This is a genomic window from Cognatishimia sp. SS12 (assembly GCF_028369055.1).
Taxonomy (GTDB): Bacteria; Pseudomonadota; Alphaproteobacteria; order Rhodobacterales; family Rhodobacteraceae; genus Cognatishimia.
Genome location: NZ_JAQNCZ010000004.1, coordinates 373,120 through 395,927 on the forward strand (window position 1 = coordinate 373,120; position 22,808 = coordinate 395,927).

General features: G+C 59.1%; 22 protein-coding genes. 10 read left to right on the plus strand and 12 right to left on the minus strand.

Annotated elements, in window-relative coordinates; all coding sequences use genetic code 11:
- Positions 1–160: 160 nt before the first annotated feature.
- From N6L24_RS11320 to N6L24_RS11330, 3 genes are all read left to right on the plus strand, one after another.
- Positions 161–670: an oxidoreductase gene (locus tag N6L24_RS11320; protein ID WP_271844785.1), complete on the plus strand. Its 510-nt coding sequence runs from the start codon at positions 161–163 to the stop codon at positions 668–670.
- A gap of 299 nt (positions 671–969) precedes the next feature.
- Positions 970–1,971 carry a type I glyceraldehyde-3-phosphate dehydrogenase gene (gene gap / locus N6L24_RS11325; protein WP_271844786.1) on the plus strand — a complete coding sequence of 334 codons (1,002 nt, stop codon included), beginning with the start codon at positions 970–972 and terminating at the stop codon, positions 1,969–1,971.
- 91 nt (positions 1,972–2,062) lie between these two features.
- The gene (locus N6L24_RS11330) at positions 2,063–2,206 is read left to right on the plus strand and encodes a hypothetical protein (protein ID WP_271844787.1); all 144 of its coding nucleotides are present in this window, start codon (positions 2,063–2,065) and stop codon (positions 2,204–2,206) included.
- 3 nt (positions 2,207–2,209) lie between these two features.
- Here N6L24_RS11330 and N6L24_RS11335 read toward each other — a convergent pair whose 3' ends face one another.
- From N6L24_RS11335 to N6L24_RS11345, 3 genes are all read right to left on the minus strand, one after another.
- Positions 2,210–4,492 (minus strand): glycosyl hydrolase family 28-related protein, encoded by a 2,283-nt coding sequence (locus N6L24_RS11335; protein WP_271844788.1) that lies wholly within the window; start codon positions 4,490–4,492, stop codon positions 2,210–2,212.
- A gap of 110 nt (positions 4,493–4,602) precedes the next feature.
- The gene (locus N6L24_RS11340) at positions 4,603–4,998 is read right to left on the minus strand and encodes a DUF4864 domain-containing protein (protein WP_271844789.1); all 396 of its coding nucleotides are present in this window, start codon (positions 4,996–4,998) and stop codon (positions 4,603–4,605) included.
- A 132-nt stretch (positions 4,999–5,130) separates the two neighbouring features.
- Positions 5,131–6,774 carry a lysine--tRNA ligase gene (locus N6L24_RS11345; RefSeq protein ID WP_271844790.1) on the minus strand — a complete coding sequence of 548 codons (1,644 nt, stop codon included), beginning with the start codon at positions 6,772–6,774 and terminating at the stop codon, positions 5,131–5,133.
- Between the two features lie 200 nt (positions 6,775–6,974).
- Between N6L24_RS11345 and N6L24_RS11350 the strand changes: the two genes are divergently transcribed.
- Entirely contained in the window at positions 6,975–7,400 is a 426-nt protein-coding gene (locus N6L24_RS11350; RefSeq protein WP_271844791.1) for a tellurite resistance TerB family protein, read from the plus strand.
- 17 nt (positions 7,401–7,417) lie between these two features.
- On the opposite strand, the gene N6L24_RS11355 is transcribed toward N6L24_RS11350, so the two are convergent.
- The 3 genes from N6L24_RS11355 to N6L24_RS11365 form a co-directional block, all read right to left on the minus strand.
- Positions 7,418–8,923 carry a D-alanyl-D-alanine carboxypeptidase/D-alanyl-D-alanine-endopeptidase gene (locus tag N6L24_RS11355; protein ID WP_271844792.1) on the minus strand — a complete coding sequence of 502 codons (1,506 nt, stop codon included), beginning with the start codon at positions 8,921–8,923 and terminating at the stop codon, positions 7,418–7,420.
- A gap of 53 nt (positions 8,924–8,976) precedes the next feature.
- Positions 8,977–9,624, minus strand: a complete 648-nt coding sequence (locus N6L24_RS11360; RefSeq protein ID WP_271844793.1) for a nicotinate-nucleotide adenylyltransferase — start codon at positions 9,622–9,624, stop codon at positions 8,977–8,979.
- Positions 9,625–9,874: 250 nt separating this feature from the next.
- Positions 9,875–11,035 (minus strand): hypothetical protein, encoded by a 1,161-nt coding sequence (locus N6L24_RS11365; protein WP_271844794.1) that lies wholly within the window; start codon positions 11,033–11,035, stop codon positions 9,875–9,877.
- A 173-nt stretch (positions 11,036–11,208) separates the two neighbouring features.
- Here N6L24_RS11365 and ettA point away from each other — a divergent pair, with 173 nt between their 5' ends.
- From ettA to N6L24_RS11390, 5 genes are all read left to right on the plus strand, one after another.
- Positions 11,209–12,864, plus strand: coding sequence for an energy-dependent translational throttle protein EttA (gene ettA / locus N6L24_RS11370; RefSeq protein WP_271844795.1), 1,656 nt, complete (start codon positions 11,209–11,211; stop codon positions 12,862–12,864).
- 454 nt (positions 12,865–13,318) lie between these two features.
- Positions 13,319–13,555 carry a YdcH family protein gene (locus N6L24_RS11375; protein WP_271844796.1) on the plus strand — a complete coding sequence of 79 codons (237 nt, stop codon included), beginning with the start codon at positions 13,319–13,321 and terminating at the stop codon, positions 13,553–13,555.
- A 240-nt stretch (positions 13,556–13,795) separates the two neighbouring features.
- A complete protein-coding gene (locus N6L24_RS11380) occupies positions 13,796–13,933 on the plus strand; it encodes a hypothetical protein (protein ID WP_271844797.1) in 138 nt (45 codons plus the stop codon).
- Complete coding sequence (locus N6L24_RS11385) at positions 13,934–14,305, plus strand: hypothetical protein (RefSeq protein WP_271844798.1); 372 nt, start codon at positions 13,934–13,936, stop codon at positions 14,303–14,305.
- Positions 14,306–14,450: 145 nt separating this feature from the next.
- The gene (locus N6L24_RS11390; protein WP_271844799.1) at positions 14,451–14,618 is read left to right on the plus strand and encodes a hypothetical protein; all 168 of its coding nucleotides are present in this window, start codon (positions 14,451–14,453) and stop codon (positions 14,616–14,618) included.
- A gap of 132 nt (positions 14,619–14,750) precedes the next feature.
- Here N6L24_RS11390 and trxC read toward each other — a convergent pair whose 3' ends face one another.
- Positions 14,751–15,179, minus strand: a complete 429-nt coding sequence (gene trxC / locus N6L24_RS11395; protein WP_271844800.1) for a thioredoxin TrxC — start codon at positions 15,177–15,179, stop codon at positions 14,751–14,753.
- Between the two features lie 173 nt (positions 15,180–15,352).
- Between trxC and N6L24_RS11400 the strand changes: the two genes are divergently transcribed.
- A complete protein-coding gene (locus N6L24_RS11400) occupies positions 15,353–15,979 on the plus strand; it encodes a TetR family transcriptional regulator C-terminal domain-containing protein (RefSeq protein ID WP_271844801.1) in 627 nt (208 codons plus the stop codon).
- Here N6L24_RS11400 and N6L24_RS11405 read toward each other — a convergent pair.
- The 5 genes from N6L24_RS11405 to N6L24_RS11425 form a co-directional block, all read right to left on the minus strand.
- Positions 15,976–16,560, minus strand: a complete 585-nt coding sequence (locus N6L24_RS11405; RefSeq protein ID WP_271844802.1) for a DUF1190 domain-containing protein — start codon at positions 16,558–16,560, stop codon at positions 15,976–15,978. The genes N6L24_RS11400 and N6L24_RS11405 overlap by 4 nt on opposite strands.
- Positions 16,561–16,573: 13 nt before the next feature.
- The gene (locus N6L24_RS11410) at positions 16,574–17,743 is read right to left on the minus strand and encodes a glutathionylspermidine synthase family protein (RefSeq protein WP_271844803.1); all 1,170 of its coding nucleotides are present in this window, start codon (positions 17,741–17,743) and stop codon (positions 16,574–16,576) included.
- 171 nt (positions 17,744–17,914) lie between these two features.
- Positions 17,915–20,566, minus strand: a complete 2,652-nt coding sequence (locus tag N6L24_RS11415; protein WP_271844804.1) for a TRAP transporter large permease subunit — start codon at positions 20,564–20,566, stop codon at positions 17,915–17,917.
- A gap of 12 nt (positions 20,567–20,578) precedes the next feature.
- On the minus strand, positions 20,579–21,592 hold the full coding sequence (locus tag N6L24_RS11420) for a TRAP transporter small permease subunit (protein WP_271844805.1): 1,014 nt from the start codon (positions 21,590–21,592) through the stop codon (positions 20,579–20,581).
- A gap of 76 nt (positions 21,593–21,668) precedes the next feature.
- Positions 21,669–22,763 (minus strand): TRAP transporter substrate-binding protein, encoded by a 1,095-nt coding sequence (locus N6L24_RS11425; RefSeq protein ID WP_271844806.1) that lies wholly within the window; start codon positions 22,761–22,763, stop codon positions 21,669–21,671.
- Positions 22,764–22,808: the final 45 nt, after the last annotated feature.

Below are 22,808 nucleotides of genomic sequence, written 5' to 3' on the forward strand. Positions count from 1 at the left end.
GGGACTATTCAGCACTAAACCGGAACCCGCGCAGTAACACCACAATAAAGTGTCATCGATCTATATCCAATCGGATAGGTTGCAATGCGACTGGGCAGGTGTCCGCCGAGCCAATCCATGACATGCTGTCCCAAAGGCTGGTTTGTTTGAAAGGCTACCCATGACTTTGCGCGCTCTGCTACTGGCTGCCAGCACCTCGGTTGCGCTGGCGCTGCCGGCGTTGGCACATGAGTTGACCCAGCCCGTTGGCGATGTGGTGCTGACCGTGACTGGCGACATTGCCCGCACCAATGCAGCGGATGCTGCACAGTTTGACCGCGCCATGCTCGCCGCGATGCCCGCCACTGAAATTGCCACCACAACCATCTGGACCGAAGGGGTGCAGAAATTTGTCGGCGTCAGCCTGCATGAGCTTGTGGCGCAGCTGGGCATGGAGGGCGACACGCTGACCGCCACGGCAATCAATGACTATGAGGTGAAAATCCCCCTCAGCGATGCGCAGCCCGGTGGGCCCATTTTGGCCTATCTGCACAATGGGGCCGAAATGTCCCTACGCACCAAAGGCCCGCTGTGGATTGTTTACCCCTATGATGACGTGGCCGACTATCGCAGCGAAATCATCTATTCGCGCAGCATCTGGCAATTGAACCGCATCAAAGTCAGCGACTGACCACAGCTTTTTCTGCCCGTTTCTTGGCGGCGGTCCTCCCGCGCGCAACCGCGCCGTGGGCCGAAGTTGCCGATCCCTCAGATCCAGCGCGCCAGAGAATCATCACCACCGCGAGCCACGCGCCTGCGCCCCCACAAAAATCGTTATCGCCAACGGTGTCGCCACCGTTATCGCAAACACGTGACGGCCCGGCACTGTTATCGATAACATATTGAAAACTCTTCCATTTCCCCTTTCCCCCTGCCCGCGCCGGGCCTATAGGTCGCCCAACTCCATTGGCTCCAGAGAGAGGACAGATCATGACCGTCACCCTAGGCATCAACGGATTTGGCCGCATCGGCCGTTGCACCCTGATGCAGATCGCGGAAGCGGCCCGCGATGATGTGAAAGTCGTCAAGGTCAATGCCACCGGCCCGCTGGAAACCGCAGCGCATTTGATCCGCTATGACTCGGTGCATGGGCGCTTTCCGAACGAGGTTGTGGTGCAAAACGGCACCATGGATGTGGGCCAAGGCCCGATGCGCATGTTCTCGACCTATGACATGGACGAGCTGGACTGGAGCGGCGTGGACGTGGTGCTGGAATGCACGGGCCAGTTCAACGACGGTCACAAAGCCGCCAAACACCTGGAGCGCGGTGCCAAGAAAGTGCTGATTTCGGCCCCGGCGAAAAACGTGCAGCGCACCGTGGTCTTTGGCGTGAATGATCACCTGCTGAGTGCCAATGACAACATGATCTCCAATGGCTCCTGCACCACCAACTGCCTCGCGCCGCTGGCCAAGGTGCTGAACGACGCCATTGGCATTGAAAACGGCGTGATGACCACCATCCACAGCTATACCGGCGATCAGCCAACCCTGGACCGCCGCCACAGCGATCTTTACCGCGCGCGCTCTGCTGCCATGGCGATGATCCCAACCTCCACCGGCGCGGCCAAGGCGCTGGGTGAGGTGCTTCCAGAGCTGCAAGGCAAGCTGGACGGCACCGCAATCCGCGTGCCTACCCCGAATGTTTCAGCGGTTGATCTGACCTTTGTGGCCAGCAAAGATGTGACGGTGGATGACGTGAACGCCATCGTGCAAGAGGCCGCCGCAACCACCATGAAAGGCGTGCTGGGCTATGACGCCGCGCCGAAGGTCTCTATCGACTTCAACCACACCACCGAAAGCAGCATCTTTGCCCCCGACCAGACCAAAGTGATCGGCGGGCGCACCGTGCGCGTGCTCAGCTGGTATGACAACGAGTGGGGCTTCTCCACCCGTATGGCGGATCTCGCTGCAAAAATGGGCCGTCTGGGCTAAGTCCAATCCCACCAACAATCTTGCGCCCCCGAGGGCGGTCAGGCATACCCAAAAGAAAGGGACCGGACCGCACCCGGGGGCGCAGCAGTTTATGACCAATCCGATTGCGATATTTCTTGGCGGCTGTATCGCCGTGGCGCTGATCGCGGATCAGTATTTTCTGGATGGGTCCGGCGCCCTTCTGGCCGCCCGCAAATTCGCCGATCTGATTGAATGGGTGGCGTTCTGGCGCTAGCGCCTAGGCCATCGCCACCCGCAGCGTCACACTTCCGCGCACCGCCTCTTCCCAATTTAGATGCAGCTGATCGCCGTTGCTGCCCTGTTGCAGCTCGACATAGGGCGCGCCCCAGCGGGTCTGATTGGCCCCATTGCGCAGCCGCGACGTCACCACCACGCTTTCCACAACCCGCGCCTGCCCGCCAAAGGGCAGCTGCCCGCCGGTGTCCACCGTCCAGCTGCTCGCAGCAGAGTTCTGGTCATGCTCCATCACCAAGGGGCTGTAGATCGGGGTTTCGATCTGATGGAATGTATTGCCCTGCACCCGGATATTCTTGCCCTTGCTCATGTCCAGCGGCGCAAATGTGGTGTCCACCCGATCCACACGGTCAATCGGCCCGTTGATGGTCCGGAACTTGTTGCCCGTCACGCTCAGCCCGCCGATGAAATGATTGGTGCCATAGGGCTTGATGACCAGATAGCTGAACCAGGACGCGACATCGCCGGACAGAAACACATTGTCGTCAATGCTGAGCGCCGAAAACGAGAACCCCGATGTGAAATCCGGCTCGGCCTCATGTTCGTTGCTCCACTCGATCGAACAATTGTCCACATAGTTGCCGGTGAGTGTGGATGAGCAATGCGGCTGGGTCAGCAGAATGCCCGCTGTACGCACCCCCGCTGGCTGATCATCGCCCTGAAAGAAATGGTTGCCAATGACCACATTGTTGCTGCCCGCCAGCACGGCGAAATGTTTGAACTGCGTGGCGCGGTTGTTGCGCAGTTTGACGTCATTGGCATTGGTGTTGATCGCCACGGTGGTGCGATCCTGCGCGCGGGCATCTGCCTCGCCACTGAGGAACTGGCAGCGGTCCACCAACATGCCCTGGCAGCCTTCGCCGTGGCTGGTGATGCCGCGATCCGCTGGGCGGGTGATCCAGCTGTCGCGCAGATGAAACACCACGCCGGACGGGGCGAGCAAAATCGCGCTGGCAATATTGTTGCACTGAAATTCCACATCGGAAATCGACAGGCGCTGCAACTTATCAAACCCTGAGAAATCCATGATGTATTTGAAGCGCGTGAACGTATAGCTCTGCGTGCCAACCGCATCGTAAAGCGGTGCGCTCAGGGTGATTTCCTGCGTCGCGTCGTTTTTGGAGCGCACGTAAACCTCGCGCCCCACGCCATTGCCCTCGACCAGCGCGCCGACCTGAATATTGGCCACATTCACCACATTGGTCAGCGTGCGCGCATTGCTGCTGGAATAGGTCGCATTGGATGTCACCACATCCGGTTCCCAGGCGGTGGTGCCGGTGACGTAAAACTGCCCGTTGGCGATATGGCGACGCTGCGCATAAGAGGTGCGATTGGGCACCAGCGCCTGCATATCCATCGGTGTGGTGATGGTGATGCGCCGCCCGCCCATGTCGAGCGATTCATGGTCTGCACTGTTCAAAAGCGATTGAAACGCCTTTTCAAACCCGCGCTGCTCATTGCCAAACGCATCAATATAGGTCGGCAGATCAAAGTTCTTTGTGAGGTCCAGAATAGCATCCGTTGGCATGGTCAGCGTGCCTTCAAAGCGCACCCGCTGGTTCAGGATCACACCGCTGGCCAGGTAATAATCGCCGTCCGACACCAGAATGGTGCGCCCATTCGCGGCTGCGTTGGCGGCGACAAAAGCGGCGGTGTCATCGGTCACGCCATCCCCTACCGCGCCAAAATCGCGCACATCCACCATGGCCATCATGTCGCGCAGGAAGGCCGAGGTCAGGTCCTCGACCACCAGATCATCAATCCGCACCACGCCGCCGGTTGCGCCGGTCAGGTCCAGCCCGACATGGGCATAGGTCGCGGCGGTGCCCCAGGGCATATCGACCCCGCCCCGATTGCCCGATCCGATAATGGCCGAAACCTCGACCACCTCGCCATAGGTGGTGAGCGCGCGGCTCGGCCCGACCTCGGTCACGCCGCTGACATGGGTGCCGCCACTGCTGCCCGCCCAGGCGGCAATGCGCACCGAGGGCAGCGCGCCACTCACCGCTTTGACACGGGCGGTGACGCGCAGATAACAGCCCGGCTCCAGCGGGGTTTGCGACATCGAGCGCAGATGCTGCGTGGTCTCGGTCTTGATCATCTCAAGGCAGCCGCCAAAGTCGGCATCCGCCGGCACAAAGGCCGCGGTGCCCGTGCTGGCGTAGGTGTCTGACCCCGGCGTGCCGTCACTGGTGGACCAGATGTTCAGTGCCGCTGAAAATGCCGGTGGCATCAAAACCACCCCATCCGTGATCGCCTTGTTCATGCAAAACCCTTTCGCTTAGCGCCGCCCCGACGGGGCTGCCTCGGTTGGGCATCAGGGCTAACGAACGAGGGGTTAACACGGGGCTTGCGGCGCGCGCGCCGGGGGCGCAGTTAGGCGATCGGGTCCTGCATCAGAAAGCGCACGCCATTGATGCGCCAGCTGCTGCCGACTTCGATCATCTGATAGTCGAGCATATGGGCAGTCCCCGCAGCATCCACCACCAGCACCTTTTGCCACAGGCGGCCAGCTTCCTCGCGCAGTTCGAGAAAGCGGATGCGATCAGGCGCAATGACCATCGGATAGCCCTGCTCTACCATCACGCCAAAGCGATCAGCATTGCCAAATTGTCTTTGAATCAGGGGGCTTGCATAGGAAAACGCCGTCTCAAAATCGCCGCGCTCAAAGGCATCCAACTGCCCTGTGATCACGGCCTCAACCTGCGGGGATTGCGCCGTGGCCAGCCCGGCCCAGAGCATCAGGAAACCTGCCAGAATATGCCGTCTCATCGGTGCCTCCTTGGGGTATGCGTGCGGAATTCCCGCCATGATACCCCAGCTTTGAGATCGCGCCAAATCACAGCAAAACGGCGCGGCAAACCTCTTTGCCACGCCGCCAATTCTGCTCGCTAGGGGTGTTGCTTAGATCAGCTCGCCCGCCAAGGCGCGCTCAATGAGCGCAATGGTCTCTGCCACGCCATAAAGCGCAATGAACCCGCCAAAGCGCGGCCCCTGCGACGCGCCCAGCAGCACTTCATAGATCGCGGTGAACCAATCGCGCAGCGGTTCAAACCCATGGTTTTTGCCCACGGCAAAGACCACTGATTGCAGGAAATCATCATCGCTGAAATCGGCCGTCGGCAGCGCATCATCATTGCCCATCGCGGCGTTCTTCTTGGCAATCGCCGCCAGCGCCGCCTCTTCTGAGCGCAGCGCATCCGCCAGATCCTGCAGCGCCGCGCGCTCCTGGTCTGTCGGGGCGCGATAGGTTTTGGTCGGCTTCACAAAATCATTGAAATACCGCACGGCAAAGCCCGCCGCCTGATCCAGGTTCGGATGGGTTTCGGCGCTGGCCTCGGGCGCGTATTTGGCGATAAAGCCCCACATTGTGTCCTTGTCCTCGGCGCTGGAAGCGCTGGCAAGGTTCAACAGCATGGAAAACGGCACCACCATGTCGGACTGCGGCGCATCCTGCCCATGCAAATGATAGACCGGGTTGTTGAGCTGGGCCTTCAGATCCTGCCCCGGAAAGGCGCGCAGCTGCTGATGGTATTCATCCACTGCTTTGGGGATCACATCAAAATACAGCCGTTTCGCAGTTTTCGGCTTCAGATACATGAAGTATTGCAAGCTTTCCGGTGCCGCGTAGCGCAGCCATTCTTCCATCGAAAGACCATTGCCTTTGGATTTGGAAATCTTCTGGCCCTGTTCGTCGTTGAACAGCTCATATGACAGGCTTTCCGGCGGGCGGGCACCGAGCGCACGGCAGATCTTGCTGGATTGCGTCACGCTGTCGATCAGGTCTTTGCCCGACATTTCATAATCCACGCCCAGCGCAGCCCAGCGCATGGCCCAGTCCGGCTTCCACTGCATTTTCACATTGCCGCCGGTGACCGGAATTTCGATCTTTTCGCCATCCGGTTCCTGATAGACGATTGTGCCCTTGGCAACGTTGCGCTCCAGTGTCGGCACTTGCAGCACATGGCCGGTCTTGGGGGACACAGGTAGGAAGCAGGAATAGGTTTCCTGACGTTCTGCGCCCAATGTGGGCAGCATAATTTCCTGAATTTTATCAAAGCGTTCCAGCGCGATCAGCAGCGCCTCGTCAAATTTGCCGCTGGTGTAATAGTCGGTGGCAGAGGCAAATTCATACTCAAAGCCATAACTGTCCAGAAACGCGCAAAGGCGCGCGTTATTGTGCTGGGCAAATCCCGCGTGCGTGCCAAAAGGATCGCGCACTTTGGTCAGCGGCAGATTGAGGTCTTCCTTCAACTCTTCCTGCATCGGCAGGTTGGTCGGCACCTTGCGGAACCCATCCATATCGTCGGAGAAACAAATCAGCTTGGTTGGGATGTCGCTGATCTGTTCAAAGGCGCGGCGCACCATGGTGGTGCGTGCCACTTCGCCAAATGTCCCGATATGCGGCAGACCCGAGGGGCCATAGCCCGTCTGAAACAGCACATAGCCCTTTTCCGGCGCTTGCTTTTGATAACGTTTGAGTACCCGGCGCGCTTCTTCAAAGGGCCAGGCTTTGGAACTCATCGCGGCATCGCGCAGGTCGGTCATTGTCATCTCCAAGAAATCGCCGCCGCGCCCCATGCGCTGGCGACCGCCGTTGCATAGTAGCCGATGGCATGCGGGTCAATGTTTCTTCGCGTGCAAAGCCGCAGCGCAGCCCATTCGGCTAGAAAAACCGCTTGCGCCTTGCCCTGCCCTCTGCACGCCCATATCTTGCTGGGGCAACGCCCAGCCAAGAAGGCCCCTGTATGACCCAAGATGTGACCCACCCGCTGACCGCCCAGGATTGCCTCGTCGCCGTGATGGTGGCGATTTCCGCCTCGGATGAAAACATCCGCACGGCCGAGCTGATCAAGATCCAGTCCGCCGTGAACAACCTGCCGGTGTTCGGCGACTATGACGATGATCGCATTACCATGGTCAGCCAGACGGTCTTTGATCTGTTTGAACAGGAGGACGGCCTGGCCGCGCTCTTTGGCCTCATTCGCGACAACCTGCCGGAGCGGATGTTTGAAACCGCCTATGCGCTGGCCTGTGATGTCGCCGCCGCCGATGGGCTGATTTTGGAAAGCGAACTGCGCCTTTTGGAAGAAATGCGCTATGAGCTGAACATTGATCGCCTGCATGCCGCCGCGATTGAACGCGGGGCACGTGCCCGTCACATCACATTGTAAGCCGGCGCTCTGGGGCGTCAGCTGCCATAGCTTGCGCCCCAACGTTCGATCAAATCGCGCTGCAGCTTGCGCGCGCGGCTGGCCCAGCTTTTGCTGCCCGGTGGGCGTTCGCGCTCAGCCCGGCTCAGCGCGTCGCGCGTGGCAAAATCGGCAGAGAAAATCGCAAAGGCCAGCTCTGCGCCATCCGGCGCGCGCAGATACCCACCCAGACCGCTGACAAAATTCAACGTGCCTGTCTTGGCATCCACTTTGATCGGGTGGCTCTTGCTGGGTTTGCCGTTGGCGTCGCGCATCACAAAGGGTTTGAGGATCGGATGCAGCATGGCTTTGCGCTCAATCATAGCCAACGCTAGCGCCAATTCAGTGGCCTGCAGCCGCGAGCGATCGCTGAGGCCGGAGTGATCGGCAAATTTCGCCTGCCTCATGCCCAGCGCCGCGGTGGCCCAGTCCCCCATCTGTGCGCCGCTGCCGCGCAGGGACGCCACAGGGATGCCAAAGCTTTGCGAGGCGGCCAGCCCGACCATTTCAGCTGTGAGATTGGTGGAATATTTCAGCATATCACGCAGGATATCCACGAGTTGCGCGCTGCGGTGCGTCGCCAGCGCGCGCCCCTTGGGCAGGCTGGTGGTTTTCTGCACCAGCGGCAATGCCACGCCCTCGGCCCGCATCAGCCAGGCAAAGACATCGCCCGCGTATAATTCTGGGTGGCGCGTCGGCAGCCAGCGCCCACCTTCCTTGCCAAGCGCGCTCTGCGCCACGCTCCAGAGGTCGCGGCTTGGATCATCGCGATAGTCATAGACCGGCGCGGCCCGATCGCTCAGCTGCATATCCGCCATTGTGACCGGCGGGCGCAGGTTGCCACTGCGGCCATCCATGCCGATGTCATACCCCTCAGCGGTTTTCTTCCAGTCAAAATAGATGCGGTTGAAATTGAGGCTCAGCCCGGAAATCGCCGTGCTATAGCCGACGTGCTTGGGCTGATCCGGATCAATCGCCCGCACAAAGGGCAGCGCGCCGCCATAGACTAGGAACCGCCCGGTGATCCGCTGCACGCCGCTTTCCGCCACGGCCTTGGCGAGCTTGGCAAGATCGTCGGTGTCCAGGGTCGGATCACCGCCCCCCACCAGCACAAGATCACCCTGTAATTCGCCGGTTTCATCCACCGGTCCCGTGGCCAGAACGCGGGTCTCAAAACGATGCGCTTCGCCCAGCCGATCCAGCGCATAAAGCGCGGTGACAGCCTTGACCACGCTGGCCGGCGGCAGGGTCACATCGGTGCCAAATTGCTCCAGCACCTCGCCCGTTCCGACCCGCACCACAGCAAAGCCCACATCGCCGTTCAGCCGCGCCCCGGCCACCAGATCGGCGGCCAGCGTGGGTGCGGGCGCTGGCACTGATCCGGGTCGCGGCACCGGGCGCAAAGAGCGACTGGGCGGCCCCGCCCAAAGCGGCGCAGCGATACTGGCCCCAAGCGCGCCGCCCAGCGCGGCCAAAAGTGATCGTCGTGAAATCCGTGATGACATGGCGGAAAATGTAGCGAGGAAAGGGGCAAAAGCAAGGCGCGCAAAGGGCCAGATTATTGATTTTGCTTCATGGCTTTGTCGGGGGCGGTGCCTGCGGGTTCGGCCTGCCATTTGCCCTCGCGCCTCAACTGCGAGGAGCTGAGGCTTTTCATCGGCACGTTGACAAAGCTCCAGGCTGGGGCGGGTGCCGTGGCCAGACGGCGACTGTCGCGCCCGCGGATCTGCGCCTGTCGATAGACATCAGCGGCCTTGGCCGTGCGCGCGGCAAAGCGGTCGCCGGGCCGCGCCAGAACCCCCATGGGCACGGTCTCCATAATGCTCTGCCAGTCCTTCCAGCGGTGAAACTGCGCCAGATTATCCGCCCCCATCAGCCAGACAAAGCGCACGCCGGGGTACATCATCCGCAGCCGCGCGATGGTTTCAGCGGTATAGCGGGTGCCGATGCGGGCCTCGATATCCGAAATGGTGACGCGCGGGTGCTGCATGATCGCCCGCGCCGCCGCCATGCGCCGCGCCATGGCCGCCGGGCCTTGGGGTTTCAGCGGATTGCCCGGGCTGATCAGCCAGAGCACCCGGTCCAGATCAAAGCGCTTCAGCGCCTCGCGCGTGATATGCACATGGCCCGCATGCGGCGGATCAAACGAGCCGCCCAGCAGCCCCACCGTCATCCCGGCCCGCAGATATGTCACGCGCTTTCTCATTGTGCTGAATAGACTTAGCCAGTGGCGGAATGTCCAGAGGGAAAGCGGGAGTTGAGGGTGGGTGCCGGGCTGAAGCCCGGCCTACGGTGGGCAAAAATGGCGAGGGCAGCGCCCGACCCTTGGGAGATGGGAATAAAGTCAGGGAAATCTGCGCCGTATTGCTTTCCCAAGATAGGGCAGCGCCCGACCCTGGGTGGGTGCGAAGCGCCCTCCCGTGGGGAGGGTCGGGCGCCGCCCGGCTTTGCCGGGCTTATTGCTGTTCAGCCTGAACTATTTGCGAAACCAGATTTGGATAATAAATCGAGATTGGGTTATCCACTGCGTCCGGGTTTTCTAAAGCCTGACGTACCTGAGCAGAAATCTGATTGATGTACACAGGAATTTGAGGAACCAAAGTATAAATGTCACTGTCATCAATCATAATGGTCCGGCTTTGATTAATATCGAATGGTACGCTTTCTCTCGACCTCATTATTTGAACAGTTGGCTTTCTCATGAGATGTCGAATAGCAAGTTCGTAAAAAACATTAGGATTATGAAAAGAGAGGTCTGCGACTACCAATCTGGAGTGAATAATATAGTCCAAAATTTGCCTAGTAATTACCCCCGGCGTATCGATTTGGTCAGCACGTACGAGCCTTAACTTTGAAGTTTCCAACGCTGGTTCGACGATACTAGACGCAAACAGATCAGCGTGTTTCCTTGTATCGGAACCTTCGGCTCCAATAGGAGAAACATAAAATGCCGTCGTTTCGTAGTCGGCTCTGTCCGAGGTGATAATTGAATGATTGCCTAGAGAAACTTGCGGCGCATCTTGCAGTCCCTTTTCGTTGACTGAGGAAACATCGGCGGCAGTGCTTGGCAACTCATCTAACCTCATGTCCACTGAGATTATCCGCTCCGCACCCGCAATAGTTTTTAGAAGACCTACATCCCGAAGATTTACAATCAGAGTTTCTACTGCTTCACTTGCAGCTTCGTCGGCAACGTCAAACTCCTTAATCTTGTCGATGAGCACAGAATTCGCAGGTAACTTGGCTTCGATTAGGCTTTCATACACACCTTTGAATGGAGCAATCTGAAGCACCGAAGCTTCAATTTTTGCACGCTCGCGCTCACGCGCCAAAGTCCGATCAGAGGTAGATTTTAAACCCAGTTCAGTTAATTCAATCCACTCTGCATTGTAGCTACCAGTTGTTAGACCGTACTTGCTTGAATTTGTAATCGCCTGTCGTGCGGTCGAACTTGTCGGAGATTTGCCTAGTTCTTGTAACAAAGTAAGGCGTCGTATCTTTTGTCCAGCCCCAACTCTGAAAACTTCTTTTGCGAATTTCAAAGCTTCGGAGAAGGTTGACGCGGGGAAATTTCTTACTGTCCTAGTTTTTCTTTTGGGGGCGGGTTTCTTGCTCATTACAAATTCCATTTGGTTCAATTGATCTAAATATGCCCACTAAGAAATTTCGATCAACAATAAACCGTGACAGGAATTACGCCCTCCCCCATTTGCCATCCCCCACCCCATCCGGTATCACACGCGCGGGCGCTTAAATGCGCATCAGAATCCCCTAAGTCTCGGAGCCCGACATGGCAGCTTATCAGTACGTCTATCACATGCAGGGGGTCTCCAAGACCTATCCCGGCGGCAAGAAATGTTTTGAGAATATCCACCTAAGCTTTCTGCCCGGCGTGAAAATCGGTGTGGTCGGTGTCAACGGCGCGGGTAAATCCACGCTGATGAAAATCATGGCCGGTCTGGACAAGGATTTCACCGGCGAGGCTTGGGCGGCCGAAGGGGCCAAAGTTGGCTATCTGCCACAGGAACCGAAGCTGGATGACAGCCTGACCGTGCGCGAAAACGTCATGCTGGGCGTGGCCGAGAAAAAGGCCATTCTGGATCGTTATAACGAGTTGGCGATGAACTACTCGGATGAAACCGCCGAGGAAATGGCCAAGCTGCAGGATCAGATCGACGCCGAAAACCTCTGGGATCTGGACAGCCAGGTCGATGTCTCGATGGAGGCGCTGCGCTGCCCGCCGGATGACGCCAAGATCGCCGACCTCTCGGGCGGGGAACTGCGCCGCGTTGCGCTTTGCAAGCTGCTGCTTGAGGCGCCGGACATGCTGCTGCTCGATGAACCGACCAACCATTTGGATGCGGAAACCATCGCCTGGCTGCAACAGCACCTGATTGACTACAAGGGCACCATCCTTTGCGTCACCCATGACCGCTATTTCCTGGATGATATCACCGGCTGGATCCTGGAACTCGACCGCGGCCGCGGCATTCCCTATGAGGGCAATTACTCTGCCTGGCTGGAGCAAAAGGCCAAACGTCTGGAACAAGAAGCCCGCGAAGACAAGGCCAAACAGAAAACGCTGGAACGCGAACTTGAATGGATGCGTCAGGGCCAGAAAGCCCGTCAGGCCAAATCCAAGGCGCGGATCTCAGCCTATAATGAGATGGCCAATCAGTCCGAGCGTGAAAAGGTCGGCCGCGCGCAGATCGTCATCCCCAATGGCCCCCGTCTGGGCAGCAAGGTGATCGAGGTCGAGGGCCTGGGCAAACATTTTGGCGACAAGCAGCTGATCGAAGGGCTGGACTTTTCCTTGCCACCGGGCGGCATTGTCGGCGTGATCGGCCCCAACGGCGCCGGTAAATCCACGCTTTTCAAGATGCTCACAGGGCAGGAACAGCCGGATACCGGCTCGGTCAGCTATGGGGACACCGTGCAGCTGAGCTATGTGGACCAGAGCCGCGATGACCTGAATGACAATGACACCGTCTGGGAGGCGATCTCCGGCGGGGCCGAGATTATTGAGCTGGGCGACGCGCAGGTCAATTCCCGCGCCTATTGTTCGTCTTTCAACTTCAAGGGCGGCGATCAGCAGAAGAAACTGTCGCTGCTCTCGGGCGGGGAACGCAACCGCGTGCATATGGCGCGGCTCTTGAAAGAGGGCGGCAACGTCCTGCTCTTGGACGAACCGACCAACGATCTGGACGTCGAAACCCTGCGCGCGCTGGAAGATGCGCTGGTGGATTTCGCCGGCTGCGCCGTGGTCATCTCGCACGATCGCTTTTTCCTCGACCGGATCTGTACGCATATTCTGGCCTTTGAGGGAGAGGCGCATGTGGAATGGTTCGAAGGCAACTTTGAAGATTACGAAGAAGACAAGAAACGCCGCCTTGGCGCCGACGCGCTGGAACCCAAGCGCATGAAGCACAAGAAGTTCACGCGGTAAGAGTTTGGGGCGGTCCTTTGGGGCCGCCTTTTTATTTGGACCCTGCCACATTCCTGTGACGGGGCGTGGTTAGGTCAAACCCCACCCTTTTACGTCCCAGGTTAACCGCGCAACCGCCAGCGCCGACCCGCGGGGTGGCGCGCGCCACATGCCGTCAGCCCCTTTATCCCCGCCAAATCCGCAAAAGCCATCGTGTGCCGTGACCTCTCAAAAGCGCCGCCCCATCCGGGCGGGTCGGCGCTGGCGCGGCGGCCTGCGGCCTTGTTCCGCGTCAAACATCAGTACGAAGGGTGGAGTCCCAACCTACAGTTCCCGGTCGCCCCCCTCTCGCATCGGTGGGGTAACACCCCAACGCCCGGCCTCGGCAAAAAACACCGCGCCATTTGATCCCTATCAAATCCCATGCGCGCCCTTGGCGCTAGGCTCTGATCAAACCACATGACCGGAGGACCCCATGTCACACACCCCACATGAACTTGCCGCTGAATTCCCCGAGCACGCCGCCAAAATTTCGGACCTGAAACAGGCCGATCCGCATTTTGCCCGGCTGGCCGAAGAATACCACGCGGTCAATCGCGCGGTGCATCGCGCCGAAACCAATGTCGCGCCGATGGAAGAACTGGCCGAAGTGGACCTGCGCAAGAAACGCGCGGCCCTCAAGGATGACCTCTATCGCCTGTTGACGCAGTGAATTCTGAAGCCGCGTTGCGTTGCCTACGCACGCTGCGACAATTCTGATTAAACACTTGTAAATCAATGGTTAAAGCGGCAGGTGCACTGTCCTTATCCTTGGATAAGGCCGCATGCGCCTGCCGCCCCACACCCTGCGCCGCCCCATGACACACGGAACCTCACATGCGCTTTAGGCGTTTGTAACATGGCTGGACTGATGCGCCCCTAAGGGCCACATCATAGACAGAGAGGAGATGTCATGCCACGCGCTAAACCCCGCGCCTCGGCCGCGAAGACCAAGCCGAGTGAGAACCGCAAAGCCCCGCCCACGCCCTATCAGGCCCCGGGCACCAAACGTCAGGGGCCCTATGTCTTTACCGACTGGGCGTTGATCTGAATGCGCCGTTTGCTGGCACTCCTACCTGCTGTGCTGCTTGCGGCCCTGGCCTATGGGCTGATGCTGCCCCAGCAGTTTGGCGCGCACCCTTGGTGGGCAACCCAGGCATTGGGGATTGGCCTGCTGATCGGCGGACCACTGGCGCTGGCGTTGGGCACCGCGCTGGGCGATGGCCGCGCCGCCGGCATATTTGCGGGCCTCAGCCTTCTGGCCTTTGCAGCGGCCCGCTTTGGGCAAAGAGGATTCGCTGCCTCTTATGGCGATGATGCGCTCGCCGGGCGTCTTTGGTATTTCGGCTGGATCGCGCTCTGTCTGGCGCTCGCTGGGCTTGTCACCAGCGGTTTCCTAAAATTGACACGAAGAACCCACTAGATTTTTCTCCTTAAAATTGTAAAGCTTCTTGATGTGGTCCCACCCTTGCCACATTCGTGCCTAAATTAGAGAGTGTATTACAAATCATTGAGAGACGAAGTCTCCGCGCTGCAGAAGCGGCAAAAACCCAATTAAGGAGAGTACAATGGCAATTGTCCTGTTTCTGTTTGCGAGCGTTCTCGGTCTGATGGGCGCAACGGTGCAGATGCTCTTTGGGTTTGGCGATTTCGCTGCTGCCTTTCAAACCTATGCTCTGGTCTCAATCGGGCTGCCATCGGTGACATTGGCCGCATATTCTTTCACCCACACGTAAAGCACACACATACTACCATCCCCATGGGTACAGAGTGGGAATTAACCCGCCGCATGTATCTACATAAAACGCCCGGTTCCCAATACATCCCTCCATTGGCAACCGGGCGTTTTTTATTGCACGGACAATACCCTAACCGCGCATCACCCAATTGATAATGGCCGGGGCTGGCATCACGCCCGCCTGCCGGGCTTGCTCCCGCCCTCCCGCAAAGCGCGCCAACATCGGAATGCCGCGTATGCCGTAGATCTGGCTGGCTTTCGGGTGCTCTTGGGTGTCAAGCTTCACCAACCGCGCCTGCGCCTTCAGCGTGCCGGCGGCCTGCTGAAACTGCGGGGCCATCTGCCGGCAAGGCCCACACCAGGGGGCCCAGAAATCCACCACCAGCGGCAGGTCATCATGCCGCGCTGCCTTTTGCAGTGTGGCAAGGTCCACTTCGGCGACTTTGCCAGTGATCAATTTGGCCCCACATGTGCCGCATTTTGCCGCCTCAGTCAGCCGCTCTTCGGGCAGGCGATTGACCTGCGCGCAGGCAAAACATGTCAATTTCTTCGATGCCATTTTTTGCAGGCCCCTTGTGCAATCACGTGTGTTGTCAGGCTATATAGGCCGCCGCGCCGCGCAGGAAAACCATGTCAGCCCCGCGCGCGCTGGCAAAATTGCATGAAACACCGCTGGACCTGCCCCGTGTCGGCCAGTAATCTCCGGGGTTCACACCTCTGGGGGGGCATTTCATGGCGGATGACAGCACATCAGGCAAACAGCTTAGTCGCATTCAGCGGCGCAATCGTCAGCTGATCATGGAGGCCGCCCTCGAAGTGTTTTCCCAAAACGGGTTTCGGGGCGCGACCCTTGATCAGGTGGCGGCCGAAAGCGGCCTCTCCAAACCCAACATTCTGTATTATTTCAATGGCAAGGAAGAGATCTACGTCACATTGCTTAACCAGCTGATCGACAGCTGGCTTGCCCCGCTGGAGGCCATGGACCCGGCGGGCGATCCGTTGACAGAAATCACCGGCTATATCCGGCGCAAAATGGAAATGACCCGGCAATTCCCGCGCGAAAGCCGCCTGTTTGCCAATGAAATCATCCAAGGTGCCCCCCGTATGAAGCCGCATCTGGAAACCGGGGTGAAACCGCTTTTTGATGCCAAAGTGGCGCTGATTGAACGCTGGATGGCCGACGGGAAACTCGCCCCAAGCGATCCGCGCCATCTGATCATCTCAATCTGGGCCACCACGCAGCATTATGCCGATTTTGACACCCAGGTGCAGGTGCTGATGCCGGACATCGACGCGCCCGCGGCCGACGCCTGCACCTTTCTGCTGGCGATGTTCACCAAAACGCTGACCCCGGCCTAGCCGCCGTAGCTGCGCCCTGCGGTGCTGGATTTGCCAAACCCGCCGCGGGAGGCAACCATGGCGCGGGTCATCGGCGGCTTGCCCGCTGTCGCCGCCGGGCGCGTGAACTGCGTTGCATTCATCGTGCCGCGCCCGTTGTTGGTGGAAAAGCTAGAGCTGCCGGACGCATTGGTGAAGCGCCCATCAGAGGTCTTGTAGAGCGGTTGCGCCGCCGCCATACCGCGCCCGCCGCCGCTCAGCAGATTGCCAATCAGATAGCCGGTGAGCAGCGGCATAAAGATGCTGCCCGACCCGCCCTGCGTCGCCTCCGCCTCGCTGCCGCAGCCGCCCGGCCCGTGTTCCTGTTCACAGAGTTCGCGGCTTTCATAGCGCGGCGCAGATTCCACATGCAGCGCTTGCGCCTCGGCAAAGGCCGCGTCGCAATCTGCCGGGGTCAGCACGCTGCCCTCGTCTGCATTCAGCTTGCAGGTCTGTAGATCGGGAAAGGCCTGGGCCTCAACCTTTTCTTCCTGGCATCCGGCCAGTGTGAAGGCCGCGGCGCCCAGGATGGTCAATGCAACGGATTTGGATCGTTTGGTCATGGCTCTGCTCCGGTCAGTCACGGATGAAATGAGGTTTGAAACGTGAGAGGTCTTGCGTGATGCGGGCGCGATCTTCGCGGATGCCGATACCGGCGCAGGTCTCGCCAATCACCCAGGCCCCAACGATGGGACGGAACCCGTCAAAAATCGGCAGCGGCTGATAGGCTTGGCGGATCATCGGGTGGGCATCATAGGCGCGGTCGCTCGCCACGTCGAGGGTTTGCCCGTCCTCGACAATGCGCACCGAGGCCCCTTCGCGCGAGAAGATCGGCTTTTCGACGTAGCTGCCGCCTAGGCTGGCGCAGCCGTCGGTGTCATCGGCAAAATAGGCGGGCAGCAGGTTGGGGTGGCCTTCGAACTTTTGCCAAAGCAGCGGCAGAATACCCTTGTTGGACAAGAGCGCTTTCCACGCGGGCTCCAGCATGAGGCAACCTGCGGCCGCCAGATGCGCGGCATAGTCATCGCGCAAGAGATCTTCCCAAGGATAAAGCTTGAACAGCGTGGCGATCACCCGGTCTTCGTCATCCAAAAACTGCCGCTCTTCGCTGAGCGCGATTTTTTCAAGGTCAGTGTAATGCGCGCCCAGCCCCGCCTCGCGCGCGGCCCAGCCCATGGATTCGACAGTGGCGTAATCTTCGGGCTGACCGGCAATGGCCGTAAAATGCAGGTCCGTCCCCTTGGGGAACAGCGCGGCAAACCGCGCCACCAACGCCTCGTGGATGCCGTTGAACTGATCATCCTTGGGTGTCAGCACGCCAGCGGCGATCTGCTCTTCCAGCCAGGACCATTGAAAAGACGCGCTCTCGTAAAGTGACGTGGGCGTATCTGCGTTATATTCCAGCATCTTGGCTGGGCCATTGCCATCATAAACCAGATCAAATCGCCCATAAATTTCCGGCGCGCCGTCACGCCAACTGGCGGCGATGTAATCGCGATGCGCTGCCGGAATAACGAGGCGGTCCATCATCTCTTCGCTGGCCAAAATATCAGGGATCAGCTCGCGGCAGAGGCTGTGCAGCTCTGTGGCCGGATCTTCGATATCATCCTCGATCTGGCGCAGGCTGAACTGATAGGCAGAGGTTTCATCCCAATAGGGCTCGCCATGCATGTCCGCAAAGGTAAAGCCAAGCCCCTTGGCCGTGCCGCGCCAATCGGGCCGCTCTGGCAGCGAGATTTTTTGCATGATTTCCCCCAAATGGCGCGCAGATCACGCGCGTGCCTTATGCGCCTTCCCTAGCCTAGTTTGCCGGGCTCGACCACCCCTGCGCCACCGCCGGGGACATGGGCAGATCGCGGTATGGAAAACAAAAACGGCGACCCGAAGGCCGCCGTTTTCTTTTGTTTTTTGAACCGATCAGAAGTTCAGACCAATGTCGCGATGATCCGAGCTACAGCTGGCAAGGAACAGCGCTTGTTCGCGGGTCAGCTTGTCCTGACTGCGCAGACCGATGGTATTGGCCAGCGCGGCCTGCACGTCGGTCAGCGGCGTGGTCAGCTCTGCCGCTGCACGCAACCGCCAATCAACATCTGCGGCGTGGGTCTGCTGCGCTTCTTCGATCAGGGCCATTGCCTCGACCGGGTCAGCACCAGAGCCCCGCAGCGCGCGGCGCGCTTTGGACAGCAGGCTTCTGATTTCGCTGGTGCCATTGACGGCCCCAACGGTGGACTCCGCCTCTTTGATCAGCTCCATCGCGTCTTCGTTGTTGGCCGCAGCCACCTCCGATTTCAGCGTTTCCAGCGGCTCTGCCAAAGCGGCGTAAGCCTCGCCATCGCGGATCACACCCAGCGCATTAGACAGCGTGTCTGTGTTGTTATCGGCAAAGCGACGATAGCTGTTGCGCGCGTCCTGTTCCGCCTTGATGAACTTGGCGTAAGCCGCCTGCACATCAGCCCAATCTGCCGGGATCTTGGCAGTCAGCTCAGCGATTTCAGCCTCGGCCTTGGCGATCTTGGCTTCGGAGGACGTGATGATTGTCTCATCCCCCCGCGCCCGATCCAACGCCACCTGCGCCTCGTCGCGCTCCGCCTCAAGCACGCGGATATCGCGTTGCAATGCGCGCACAATTGTGTGGCTGGGGCGATAGTCTTCCCCGGCTTCAATTGCATCGGCCTCGGTGGTGCCGATGGCCTCCATCAGCTCGAAGGCCTGATCCGCTTCGCCAAAGGTGCGTGTCAGATCAGAGGACAGATCGTTTGGCAGATAGCTCACGTCCAGCCCGCGACCCTTTGCGATGGCTTCCCGGACGGCTGCGCCGTCATTGGCAAAGACATCCGCCACGTAATTCTCAAGGCAATATTGCAGCTTGGGGTTCCGTGGGGGCGGCGCGGTTTCAGAGAGCAGAGACACGCGGTTTGGCAGGTAGTTCACCAGTGGCGGATACAGCCCGACGACAGCCAGTGCCAAGACCTGCAACCCGATAAAGGGAATGACGCCCTTATACATGTCGATGGTCTTGACGATCGCCGGGGCCACACCGCGCAGATAGAACAGCGCAAAGCCAAAGGGCGGGGTCAAGAACGACGTCTGGATGTTCATCCCGATCATCACACCCAGCCACACGGCGGTAATGTTGGCGCTCGGATCCGCCAGCAGGATCGGAGCCACAATCGGCACAACCACAACGGCGATTTCGATGTAGTCCAGGAAGAAGCCCAGCACAAAGATCACCAGCATGACGATGGTGAATTTCATCCAGAAGCCACCTGGCAACCCTTCAAGGAAATGCCGCACCAGCTCTTCGCCGCCAAAGGCCCGGAAGGCTGCTGTCAGCATCGCCGCGCCCAGCAGGATCACGAACACAAGCGAGGTGGTCTTGGCGGTTTCCATCATCACTTCTGACAGGGTGTTGTCGATGCGATAGGTGCGCCAGCCGCTCCAGATCAGCGAGATGATCAGCATGGTCGTCGCGACAATACCGATGTTGATGCCGGTCTGCTCTTCGGCCGAGGAGATGCTCTTGATGTTCATCTCGTAGTTCAAAAGCGCATAGGTCGCGAGCGCGATGGCCGCCAGGGCGAGGATGGCCGGATAGAACGTGTTACGGTCCCCTTCCTTCAGGCGATAGCCCGCCATGATGATCGCCCCTGCGGCGCCGATGGCACCGGCCTGGTTCACCGTGGCGATACCGCCGATGATGGAGCCCAGCACCAGGAAGATCAGTGCCAGAGGCGAGACCAGTGTCAGCAGCAGTTTAAGGATGTATTTGCCGGTGATCTTGGCATCAAACGGCACGGTTGGGGCCGAGTCTGGTTTGATCAACGCCCGGATCAGGATGTAGGCCATATAGATGCCAACCAGCAGAATGCCCGGCACAAAAGCCCCAAGGAACATTTCGCCGGCGCTGGTTGAGGTCACATCAAAGGCCGAAGGCATCGACAGCTCGCCGGTATTGGCCTTGTGAAGCGCCTTACGGGCAGAGGAAGCCTGATCGGTGGCACTGGCCAACTGGTCCGCCAGAATGATCAGAACGATCGATGGCGGGATGATCTGCCCCAATGTGCCGGAGGCAGCAATGGTGCCGGTGGCCAGCGATTTGGAGTAGTTGTTGCGCAGCATGGCCGGCAGGGAAATCATCCCCATCGCCACCACGGTTGCGCCCAGAATACCCGTCGTGGCCGCCAAAAGCGCGCCCACAAAGACAACAGAGATACCCAGACCGCCGGGCACAGGCCCGAACAGCTGCGCCATGGCAACCAGCAGGTCTTCGGCGATCTTGGAGCGCTGCAACATGATGCCCATGAAGATGAAGAGCGGGATGGCTATGAGCGTATCCCTCTCAACCTCCCAGTATATGCCCCTGAGGTTTGTCACCCCGGCGGTCAACCATTGCGACAGCCCCCCGGAATGAAAATAGGCGTCCATGTCGCCGGCAAATATCGCGCCGCTGCCGGCGGCCAGTACAATGGTGATAATCGCCGCGCCCGGTAGCGCGAAGGCGACCGGATACCCGGAGCCAAGCGCCCCTGCCATGATAATCAAAAGCAGTGCGAGAAAAAACAGTTCCATCTGTCAGTCCCTTTAGTGTGCAGCCGGTGCAATTTCACGTGCACCCGGTTCGCCGCGGTAGTCTGCGTAGGCCTCAAAGAGGTAGCTGACAAATTGAATGAGCATGGTGATGGCAAAGATGCCCAGATAGGCCGCCATATGGTATTTGATGTACATGCCCGCGGAGCCGGTCTGCGAAATCTCAAAATTCAGCAACGGGCTGTTGATGATCGCGCGGCTGTGGCCAAAGCCGATCAGGATGATGGTCCACATGGTGGTCATGCCCAGAAGGATGGTGCCGATGCCGTTGACCGCGCCTTTGCGCCGGCCATTCAGGCCCGCATAGAGCACATCCACACGCACATGGCCGTTTTCAAACAGCGTATGTGCCGAGGCAAAGAGGAACAGCGCCGCATACCAGTAGCGCACCAGATCCCCCATCAGCGCCTGTTCATAAGAGAACAGGAACCGCGTGATCACGATCAGCAGCTCGGCCACCACAATCATCAGTGCCAGCCATGTAAAGCCGATGGTGCGCGAGAACAGCGCCACGACAAACCCCAAAACCACAAGCGGGATATGCACATTCATGCCCACGAAACTGGCGCGCCCAAACGCGCGGGCCGTGTCAATCGACATGAAGTTAATCAGCAAGTTCTCAACGCGCATAAAGGCGATGGCGACATCGACCAGCCCGACAAACAAGACCGCGAAAAAGAAACCGCGGATCAGATAGGCGTTGAACCGGGCAATGCGCAGGGCATCATCGCGCAGGCTGCGCGATTGGGTGGTCAACACCAAAGCGATGGCCGCGACCACCGCCGCGCCGAATATTGCGATCGACAGGGCGGATTTTGGCGCGCCCGAGAAGATCGAAAAGAAATCTGGAAAGCCTGCCGCAAAGACAAGCACGTTGTTCAGCAGCAACGCCATCAGGAGAAACAGCGAGATCCAACCGACACTGCGCACGAAATTTGCAGGTTGTGGCGCGATGTCGGGCGCTCCCATGCCCGAGGCTGCATTGTCCTGCAGTGATTGGGTAGTCATCCTAGCCCCTCTCATAGATACAATGAAAGCTGGCGATAACCGCCAGCTTTGCATATTTTTTTTCGATTTTCAGAGCTTAGCCGATACCCAGAACGCGGTTACGCTGAAGCGAGAATTCAATCTCGGACTTCGCACGGAACCCGCCGATTTCACGCAGCGATTTCTGGAAGTGATCGTCGATTTTCGCCGCCAGCGCAGAATGCGCACGGGTTTCTTCGAACACTTCAAGCGCCGCGTCGCCAAAGGCATCCCAGACGTCATCGCTATAGGCGCGCACCTGCACACCGTGGTCGTTGACCAGACGGTTCAGATATTCACCGTTTTTCGCGATGGCTTCTTCAACCTGGGCAGAGTTCTCTTCATGCGCAGCCGCTTCGATGATGGCCTGCTCCCAAGAGCTCAGGCTTTCCCACCAGTCTTTGTTCAGACCAAGGGCAAGACCGCCACCTGGCTCGTGCATGCCGCCAACATAGTAGTATTTCGCGGCTTCATAGAACTTCATGAAGTAATCGTTGAACGGGCCAACCCACTCGGTCGCGTCGATCGCGCCGGAGACGAGGTTTTCATAGATCTGGCCACCTGGCAGAGACACGGTGGAAACGCCCAGTTTGGACATGACGTTGCCGCCCAGACCCGGGATACGCATTTTCAGACCTTGCAGATCATCTGGCGAGTTGATTTCCTTGTTGAACCAGCCACCCGCCTGTGCGCCGGTGCCGCCCACTGCGAATTTCTTCAGACCAAATTCGCCTGACAGCTCATCCCACAGCTCTTGGCCGCCGCCGAAGCGGATCCATGCGTTCCATTCTGGGGCTGTCATGCCGAAAGGCACGGTGGTGAAATAACCGAACGCAGCGTGCTTGCCGGTCCAGTAGTAATCTGCGCCGATATAGGCCTGAGAGTTGCCGCTGGCAACTTCGTCAAAGACGTCAAATGCACCCACACGTTCGCCTGCTGCGAAGTATTGGGTTTTGATGCGGCCATCCGACAGTGCGGTCACGCGCTCAGCAAAACGTTGTGCGGACAGGCCAAGACCTGGGAAGTCACGTGGCCAGGTGGATACAATCACCATGTCCCGTACACTTTGCGCCAACGCTGGGGTTGCCAGAGTGGCGGCACCCGCCCCCGCTGTTGCGACACCTGCAGATTTCAAAAACTTACGACGATCCATTCAATAGCTCCCTAATATTGGTCGATCATTTATGGGGGTGTCCCC

Excerpts from the sequence above, each read along its gene's own strand:
- ettA (WP_271844795.1), top strand. The coding sequence starts at position 11,209 with ATGGCAGCTTATCAGTACGTCTATCACATGCAGGGGGTCTCCAAGACC.
- N6L24_RS11350 (WP_271844791.1), top strand. The coding sequence starts at position 6,975 with ATGACCCAAGATGTGACCCACCCGCTGACCGCCCAGGATTGCCTCGTC.
- N6L24_RS11330 (WP_271844787.1), top strand. The coding sequence starts at position 2,063 with ATGACCAATCCGATTGCGATATTTCTTGGCGGCTGTATCGCCGTGGCG.
- N6L24_RS11405 (WP_271844802.1), bottom strand. The coding sequence starts at position 16,560 with ATGACCAAACGATCCAAATCCGTTGCATTGACCATCCTGGGCGCCGCG.
- N6L24_RS11420 (WP_271844805.1), bottom strand. The coding sequence starts at position 21,592 with ATGACTACCCAATCACTGCAGGACAATGCAGCCTCGGGCATGGGAGCG.
- N6L24_RS11355 (WP_271844792.1), bottom strand. The coding sequence starts at position 8,923 with ATGTCATCACGGATTTCACGACGATCACTTTTGGCCGCGCTGGGCGGC.
- N6L24_RS11425 (WP_271844806.1), bottom strand. The coding sequence starts at position 22,763 with ATGGATCGTCGTAAGTTTTTGAAATCTGCAGGTGTCGCAACAGCGGGG.
- N6L24_RS11380 (WP_271844797.1), top strand. The coding sequence starts at position 13,796 with ATGCCACGCGCTAAACCCCGCGCCTCGGCCGCGAAGACCAAGCCGAGT.
- N6L24_RS11340 (WP_271844789.1), bottom strand. The coding sequence starts at position 4,998 with ATGAGACGGCATATTCTGGCAGGTTTCCTGATGCTCTGGGCCGGGCTG.
- N6L24_RS11390 (WP_271844799.1), top strand. The coding sequence starts at position 14,451 with ATGGCAATTGTCCTGTTTCTGTTTGCGAGCGTTCTCGGTCTGATGGGC.
- trxC (WP_271844800.1), bottom strand. The coding sequence starts at position 15,179 with ATGGCATCGAAGAAATTGACATGTTTTGCCTGCGCGCAGGTCAATCGC.
- N6L24_RS11320 (WP_271844785.1), top strand. The coding sequence starts at position 161 with ATGACTTTGCGCGCTCTGCTACTGGCTGCCAGCACCTCGGTTGCGCTG.
- N6L24_RS11410 (WP_271844803.1), bottom strand. The coding sequence starts at position 17,743 with ATGCAAAAAATCTCGCTGCCAGAGCGGCCCGATTGGCGCGGCACGGCC.
- N6L24_RS11385 (WP_271844798.1), top strand. The coding sequence starts at position 13,934 with ATGCGCCGTTTGCTGGCACTCCTACCTGCTGTGCTGCTTGCGGCCCTG.
- N6L24_RS11400 (WP_271844801.1), top strand. The coding sequence starts at position 15,353 with ATGGCGGATGACAGCACATCAGGCAAACAGCTTAGTCGCATTCAGCGG.
- N6L24_RS11415 (WP_271844804.1), bottom strand. The coding sequence starts at position 20,566 with ATGGAACTGTTTTTTCTCGCACTGCTTTTGATTATCATGGCAGGGGCG.
- N6L24_RS11360 (WP_271844793.1), bottom strand. The coding sequence starts at position 9,624 with ATGAGAAAGCGCGTGACATATCTGCGGGCCGGGATGACGGTGGGGCTG.
- N6L24_RS11375 (WP_271844796.1), top strand. The coding sequence starts at position 13,319 with ATGTCACACACCCCACATGAACTTGCCGCTGAATTCCCCGAGCACGCC.
- N6L24_RS11345 (WP_271844790.1), bottom strand. The coding sequence starts at position 6,774 with ATGACCGACCTGCGCGATGCCGCGATGAGTTCCAAAGCCTGGCCCTTT.
- N6L24_RS11335 (WP_271844788.1), bottom strand. The coding sequence starts at position 4,492 with ATGAACAAGGCGATCACGGATGGGGTGGTTTTGATGCCACCGGCATTT.
- N6L24_RS11365 (WP_271844794.1), bottom strand. The coding sequence starts at position 11,035 with ATGAGCAAGAAACCCGCCCCCAAAAGAAAAACTAGGACAGTAAGAAAT.
- gap (WP_271844786.1), top strand. The coding sequence starts at position 970 with ATGACCGTCACCCTAGGCATCAACGGATTTGGCCGCATCGGCCGTTGC.